6 protein-coding genes are annotated in these 6744 nt (G+C 72.7%); 4 read left to right on the top strand and 2 right to left on the bottom strand.

From position 1 onward, the window contains the following. Positions 1 to 66 precede the first annotated feature (66 nt). The 4 genes from BN3788_RS18600 (at position 67) to BN3788_RS08460 (ending at position 4858) form a co-directional block, all read left to right on the top strand. Positions 67 to 342 (top strand): cellulose binding domain-containing protein, encoded by a 276-nt coding sequence (locus BN3788_RS18600; protein ID WP_315969749.1) that lies wholly within the window; start codon positions 67 to 69, stop codon positions 340 to 342. Between the two features lie 166 nt (positions 343 to 508). Further along, positions 509 to 1471 (top strand): mycothiol synthase, encoded by a 963-nt coding sequence (mshD, locus tag BN3788_RS08470; protein ID WP_066584272.1) that lies wholly within the window; start codon positions 509 to 511, stop codon positions 1469 to 1471. Between the two features lie 4 nt (positions 1472 to 1475). Then, on the top strand, positions 1476 to 3887 hold the full coding sequence (locus BN3788_RS08465) for an RNA degradosome polyphosphate kinase (protein ID WP_082812715.1): 2412 nt from the start codon (positions 1476 to 1478) through the stop codon (positions 3885 to 3887). Continuing rightward, a complete protein-coding gene (locus BN3788_RS08460) occupies positions 3884 to 4858 on the top strand; it encodes an NUDIX hydrolase (protein ID WP_066584271.1) in 975 nt (324 codons plus the stop codon). Before BN3788_RS08465 ends, BN3788_RS08460 begins: the two co-directional genes overlap by 4 nt. A gap of 37 nt (positions 4859 to 4895) precedes the next feature. Here the strand turns inward: BN3788_RS08460 and BN3788_RS08455 are convergent, their stop codons facing one another. Together BN3788_RS08455 and BN3788_RS08450 are read right to left on the bottom strand one after the other, a co-directional pair. Then, positions 4896 to 5897 (bottom strand): inorganic phosphate transporter, encoded by a 1002-nt coding sequence (locus BN3788_RS08455; RefSeq protein WP_066584270.1) that lies wholly within the window; start codon positions 5895 to 5897, stop codon positions 4896 to 4898. Between the two features lie 6 nt (positions 5898 to 5903). Beyond that, the gene (locus BN3788_RS08450) at positions 5904 to 6524 is read right to left on the bottom strand and encodes a DUF47 domain-containing protein (protein WP_066584269.1); all 621 of its coding nucleotides are present in this window, start codon (positions 6522 to 6524) and stop codon (positions 5904 to 5906) included. Positions 6525 to 6744: the final 220 nt, after the last annotated feature.

The following is a 6744-nucleotide window of genomic DNA, read 5'->3' as shown; positions in this document are numbered from 1 at the left end:
CCGCCCACCACCGCGCCGCCCACGACCCCGCCGCCGAATGGGAAGACCTGCACCGCGACCTTCGCCGTGCAGAACTCCTGGCCCGGCGGGTTCCAGGGCTCCGTCACAGTGAAGGCCGGGACCACCCTGCTCAGCAGCTGGTCCACCTCCTTCACGCTGCCCTCGGGCACGAGCGTGGCGCAGGCGTGGAACGGCGTGGCCACCACGTCGGGCGGCGTCACCACGGTGAAGAACGCCGCGTGGAACGGCCTGCTCAACCCGAGCGCGACTGTCACGTACGGGTTCATCGGATCGGGCAACGCGCCCACCGGCGCCGTGGCAGTCGGCTGCACCGCGAGCTGACCACCGCCTGAGCCGGCCACCGCCTGAGCCGAGCGCCCCGCAGCAGCGTGGCGTTCACCGTGACAGGGCCCGCGCGCGATGGAGCCCCACCCCCGGGTGCTCCACCGCGCCGCGGGCCCTGTCGCGTCCGGGGCGGGCTGCGACTGGCCTGTGATGGGATGGCTCGATGGTGGACATCCGCGCCGTCCGGGGCGCACTCGACAACTCAGTGGCCGAGGCCGTGCGGGCGCTGGCGGCCCGGGCCCACGACGCCGACGGGGTCGCCCCGCTGTCCGAGCAGCCGCTGCTGTGGCTCGCCGACCCCGCCGCCGCGGTCGCGCATCTCCTCGTCGAGCGGCCCGGCGGGCCCGAGGCTCCGGGCGGCGCGCTCGTCGGGTACGCGCAGCTCGACCTGGGCGCGCCGGGGGTGGCGTCCGCGGAGCTGGTGGTGGATCCCGCCGTCCGCCGACGGGGCATCGGGCGGGGGCTGCTCGGCCAGGCGCACGCCCTGGCCGAGTCGGCCGGGGGCCTGCGCGTCTGGGCGCATGGCGACTTGCCGTCGGCCCAGGCCCTCGCGCGGGCTGCGGGGATGGCCCCGGTGCGCGAGCTGTGGCAGATGCGGCTCGAGCTCGGCTCGGCGGACGCGCACCCAGGCGCGGCGTCCTCGCCGCAGCCGCCGCAGATGCCCGACGGCGTCACCGTCCGCACGTTCGTCCCGGGCCAGGATGAGGACGCCTGGGTGGTGCTCAACGCGCGGGCTTTCGCCGACCACCCCGAGCAGGGCCGCCTGACCCGCGCGGACCTGCTGGCCCGCGAGTCGGAGCCGTGGTTCGACCCGGAGGGCTTCTGGCTCGCGGAGCGTGACGGCCGCCTGCTGGGCTCGATGTGGACCAAGGTCGCGGAGCCGGGGGTCGGCGAGGTCTACGCGCTGGGCATCGACCCGGACGCGCAGGGCATCGGCCTCGGCGGGGCGTTGACCCGGCTGGCGGTCGCGGCGCTGCGCGAGCGCGGCCTGGGCGCCGTGGAGCTCTACACCGAGGGCGACAACGAGCCTGCGATCCGCACCTACGCGCGGGCCGGGTTCACTCGCTCGGCCGTGGACGTGATGTACGGGACGCCTGCCGTCAGCGCGCGACCAGTGACACGATGATCGTATGAGCGACGACACAGCACCGACGCCCGACCGGAGCGCTGACCGCGGCGCGCGCACGCCCCGCGCCGACTCGGTCGCCCTGGTGGCCCCTGAGGGGCCGTCTGCCGTGCACGCCACGCCGGACCCGGAGGAGAGCCTGTCGGACGGCTCGGACGCCACCCCTCGCCCGGTGCGGGCGCTGCCCCCCGAGCTGGCCGCGCACATCGCCGAGCACATCGCCGAGGACGACTCCCAGCACCGCCCGGCCGGCGCCGACGCGCCGCTGCCCGAGGGCCGGTTCCTGGACCGGGAGCTGAGCTGGCTGGCGTTCAACCAGCGGGTGCTGGAGCTCGCCGAGGACCCGAGCCAGCCGCTGCTGGAGCGCGTGCGGTATCTGGCGATCTTCTCCTCGAACCTGGACGAGTTCTTCATGGTGCGGGTGGCCGGGTTGAAGCGGCGCATCGCGACGGGCCTCGCGGTGACGGCCGCGTCGGGCCTGAGCCCGCGGCAGGTGCTCGAGGCCATCAGCGTGCGCGCCCACGAGCTGGTCGCGCGGCACGCCCGCGTCTTCGCCGACGAGGTCCAGCCGGCGCTCGCCGCCGAGGGCATCACCATCGTGCGGTGGGATGACCTGGGCGACGCCGAGCAGGACCGGCTGCGCAAGTTCTTCCGGCGGCAGATCTTCCCGGTGCTGACCCCGCTCGCGGTGGACCCGGCGCACCCGTTCCCGTACATCTCCGGCCTGTCGCTGAACCTGGCGGTCGTGGTGACGAACCCGACGACCGGCAAGGAGCACTTCGCGCGGGTCAAGGTGCCGCCGCTGCTGCCGCGGTACATCGCCGTCGACGCGCGCGGCCGCCCGAGCGCCCCCAGCACGCAGGCCGGGACCCTGGAGACGGGGCCCACGTCCTTCGTGCCGGTGGAGGACGTCATCTCCCAGCACCTGGACCAGCTCTTCCCGGGCATGGACATCGTGGAGCACCACACGTTCCGGGTGACCCGCAACGAGGATGTGGAGGTCGAGGAGGACGACGCGGAGAACCTGCTCCAGGCGATGGAGAAGGAGCTGCTGCGACGGCGGTTCGGGCCGCCGGTGCGCTTGGAGCTCGCCGACGGCATCAGCCCGCGCATCCGCCAGCTCCTGGTCCGCGAGCTGGGCGTCGTCGAGGAGGAGGTGTACCAGGTCCCCGCGCCGCTGGACCACACCGGCCTCAACCTCATCGCGGACCTGGACCGGCCGGACCTGCAGTACCCGCACTTCGTGCCGTCGACACACCGCCACCTCGCGGAGGTGGAGAGCGCGACGCCCACCGACGTGTTCGCGGCGATCCGCGAGCGGGACATCCTGCTGCACCACCCGTACGACTCGTTCTCCACCTCGGTGCAGACCTTCCTGCAGCAGGCGGCCGCTGACCCGCAGGTGCTGGCCATCAAGCAGACCCTGTACCGCACGTCCGGGGACTCGCCCATCGTGGACGCCCTGATCGACGCCGCCGAGGCCGGCAAGCAGGTGCTCGCCCTGGTGGAGATCAAGGCCCGCTTCGACGAGCAGGCCAACATCTCGTGGGCGCGCAAGCTCGAGCAGGCGGGCGTGCACGTCGTCTACGGGATCGTGGGGCTCAAGACGCACTGCAAGCTGTCCCTCGTCGTCCGGCAGGAGGCCGACGGGCTGCGCCGCTACTGCCACATCGGCACTGGCAACTACAACCCGAAGACCGCCCGGATCTACACCGACCTGGGCCTGCTGACCTGCGACCCGGATGTCGGACAGGACCTGACGCGGCTGTTCAACCAGCTGTCGGGCTATGCGCCGAAGTCCCGGTTCCACCGCCTGCTCGTGGCGCCGCGCTCGGTGCGCACCGGGCTGGTCGAGCGCATCGAGCGCGAGGCGCAGGCCGCCCGGGACGGGCGCCCGGCGTGGATCAAGATCAAGGTCAACTCGATGGTCGACGAGGCGGTGATCGACGCGCTGTACCGGGCCTCGCAGGCCGGGGTCCCGGTGGACCTGGTGGTGCGCGGCATCTGCGCGCTGCGGCCTGGCGTGCCCGGGCTCAGCGACACCATCCGGGTGCGCTCGATCCTGGGCCGCTTCCTCGAGCACTCGCGCATCTTCGCGTTCGCGGCCAGCGACGGGGTGCCCACCGGCGCCGGCCAGCCCGTGGATCCCGGCCCCGAGGTGTTCATCGGCTCCGCCGACCTGATGCACCGCAACCTCGACCGCCGCGTGGAGGCGCTGGTGCGCATCACCGACCCGGAGGAGACCGCCGAGCTCGTCGGGCTGATCGACGAGTCGGTGGACCCCGGCGTCTCGTCCTGGCATCTGGCCGCCGACGGCTCCTGGACGCGCTACTCGACGGCGCCCGACGGGACCCCGCTGCGCGACCTCCAGGCCACGCTCATCCGCCGCCAGCGGCGGCACGGCGCCGCCCGGTGAGCCCTGCACGCCAGCCGACCGTCCAGGCGGCCGGCGCGCTCGTCTGGCGCGTGCGGCAGGGCGCCCTGCAGGTGGCGCTGGTGCACCGGCCCCGGTACAAGGACTGGTCGTGGCCCAAGGGGAAGCTCGAGCCCGGCGAGGGCGTGGCGGCCGCGGCGATCCGCGAGGTCGCCGAGGAGACCGGGCACGACGTGGTGCTGGGCATGCGCCTGCCGACGGTGCGGTACGCGCTGGCGGACGGGCGGCGCAAACACGCGCACTACTGGGCCGCCCCGGCCGCCGGCCGGCCTGACGCCCCCGCGCTGCTGGCCCGGCCGCCGGTGCCGCGCGCGTCCACCGATGAGATCGACGCCGTCCGCTGGATGGATGTGACGACCGCACAGCGCAAGCTCACCCGGTCCGACGACCAGAAGCCGCTCGCCGAGCTGGTTGACGCGTTCGCCCGCGGGTGGCTCGACACCCGGGCCTTGATCGTCGCCCGGCACGGCAAGGCCCTCAGCCGGGCCGCGTGGGAGGGCGACGAGGCCGACCGTCCGCTGACCCCGCTCGGCCGGCGTCAGGCCAAGGCGCTGGTGCCGGTGCTCTCCGCATTCGGCGTCACGCAGGTCGTGACGAGCCGCTGGGCCCGATGCGAGCACACCGTCGCGCCGTACCTGGCGGCCACGTCAGGCGGCGCGATCGTCTCCGAGCGCCTGACGGAGGCCTCGCACCAGAACTCCCCGAGCCAGGTCGCGGCAGAGGTCGAGGACCTGCTGACGGGCCGCGCGGACGCCGTCCTGTGCACCCACCGGCCGGTGCTGCCGACGGTGCTCGACGTGCTGGGCGCCCATGCCCGCCGCAAGGTCGCCGACAAGCTGCCCGTCGCCGACCCGTTCCTGTCCCCGGGCGAGGCCCTCGTCGCCCACGTCGCGCTCACCGAGAAGGGGCCGCGCGTGGTCGCGGCAGAACGACACCTGCCCGCGGCCGTGTGACGGCGCGCGGGCAGGTGGGCGTTCGACGTGCGGGCGCTCAAGAGAGCAGCGGGTTCAACATCCAGAAGAAGATGGCCGCGACGAGCGCCGCCGCCGGGATGGTCAGCAGCCACGCGAGGCCGATGTTCTTCGCGACACCCCAGCGCACCGCCGACAGCCGCTTGGTGGCGCCGACGCCCATGATCGCCGAGGTGATCGTGTGCGTGGTCGACACGGGGGCGTGCAGCACGAACGCGTTGACGTAGAGCACCACAGCCGACACCGACTCGGCGACGAAACCGCGCGCCGGGTCCAGCTCGATGATCTTGCGCCCCAGCGTGCGCATGATGCGCCACCCGCCGGAGTAGGTCCCCGCGGAGATCGCCGCGGCGGCCGCCAGCTTGACCCACAGGGGGATCTCGCCAGGGCTCGCCCAGCCGACGGTGAGCAGCGCGAGGAAGATCACGCCCATCGTCTTCTGCGCGTCCTGCAGGCCGTGGCCGAGCGCCATCGCGGCCGCCGAGGCGGTCTGCGCGAGGCGGAACCGGCGCGTGGTGCGCGACGGCGCGGCGTTGCGGATGAGCCAGAGCAGCCCGACCATCACGAAGAACGCGAGGCCGAAGCCGACCAGCGGCGAGATGATCATCGGCAGGACGACCTTGTCGACGATCGCGCTGCCGTAGATGCCCAGGCCACCGGCCAGGCCAGCGCCGACCAGGCCGCCGATGAGGGCGTGCGTGGAGGACGACGGCAGCCCGAACCACCACGTGATGAGGTTCCACGTGATGGCGCCGACGAGCGCGCAGAGCACCACCACGAGCGCGGTGTGCGAGGAGGCGTGCTGCAGGTCGACGATCGAGGTGGCGATCGTCTCGGCGACCTCTGTGCCGAGCAGCGCGCCGGCGAAGTTCATCACCGCGGCCATGATGAGCGCGGCCCGCGGGGTCAGCGCACGCGTCGAGACCGAGGTCGCGATGGCGTTGGCCGCGTCGTGGAAGCCGTTCGTGTAGTCGAAGCCGAGTGCGAGCGCGACGACAAGGATGACAAGTGCGAGTTCCACCGGAGCTCAGGACTCCTTGAGGGCGATGGTCTCGACGGTGTTCGCCACCTTCTCGAACGCGTCAGCGGCGTCCTCGAGCTTCTCCACGACCTCCTTGAGCTTCATCAGCAGGATGGGGTCGGTGATCTCGTCGAAGAGCTGCGCGAGCAGCTTGCGGTGGGTCTTGTCGGCCTGGTTCTCCAGGCGGTTGACCTCGACCCAGTAGTCGGCGAGGTCCTCCATCGAGCGCAGCCGCGGCATCGCGTCGGCAGTCAGCTCAGCGGCCCGCTGCAGCACCTGGACCTGGTCCGAGACGCGCGCCGGCAGCTCTTCGAGCTTGTAGAGCACGATGAGGTCGGCGGCCTCCTCCATGAAGTCCATGCAGTCGTCCAAGGCCGAGGCGAGGCCGTAGATGTCATCCCGGTCGAACGGGGTGACGAAGGTCTGGTTGAGGCGACGCATGATCGTGTGCGTCGCGTCGTCGGCCAGGTGCTCGACCTCGACCAGCTGCTTGGCGATCGCCTTGCGGGCCGGTCGGTCAGCGCCGATCAACTCGGCGAGCAGGTTGGCGCCCGTCACAAGATGAGCTGCTGAGGCGGCCAAGAGGTCGAAGAACGAGGTATCGCGCGGGGTCAGGCGCAGGCGCACGGCAGGCTCCGATGGGGGGGATGCAGGTCGGGCACAGGCTAGGGCAGAAGCGCGGGGGGTGCGCAACCCTGGTGTGTCTGGCACGCATGTTCGGGGGACTGGACGGGAAAGCGGGGGCGACGCCGGACCGCAGAGCGCCTGTCGGCGCGAAGGCCGCTCGAAGCGGCATTGTGTGGAGCCCGGGGCTACCGCGATCCGACGTCGGAAAAAATCATACGCC

The sequence above is a fragment of the Cellulomonas timonensis genome, assembly GCF_900046455.1.
Lineage (GTDB): Bacteria > Actinomycetota > Actinomycetes > Actinomycetales > Cellulomonadaceae > Cellulomonas_A > Cellulomonas_A timonensis.
Note: the sequence above shows the minus strand (reverse complement) of the source record. Positions and strands in the feature narration are given on the sequence as shown.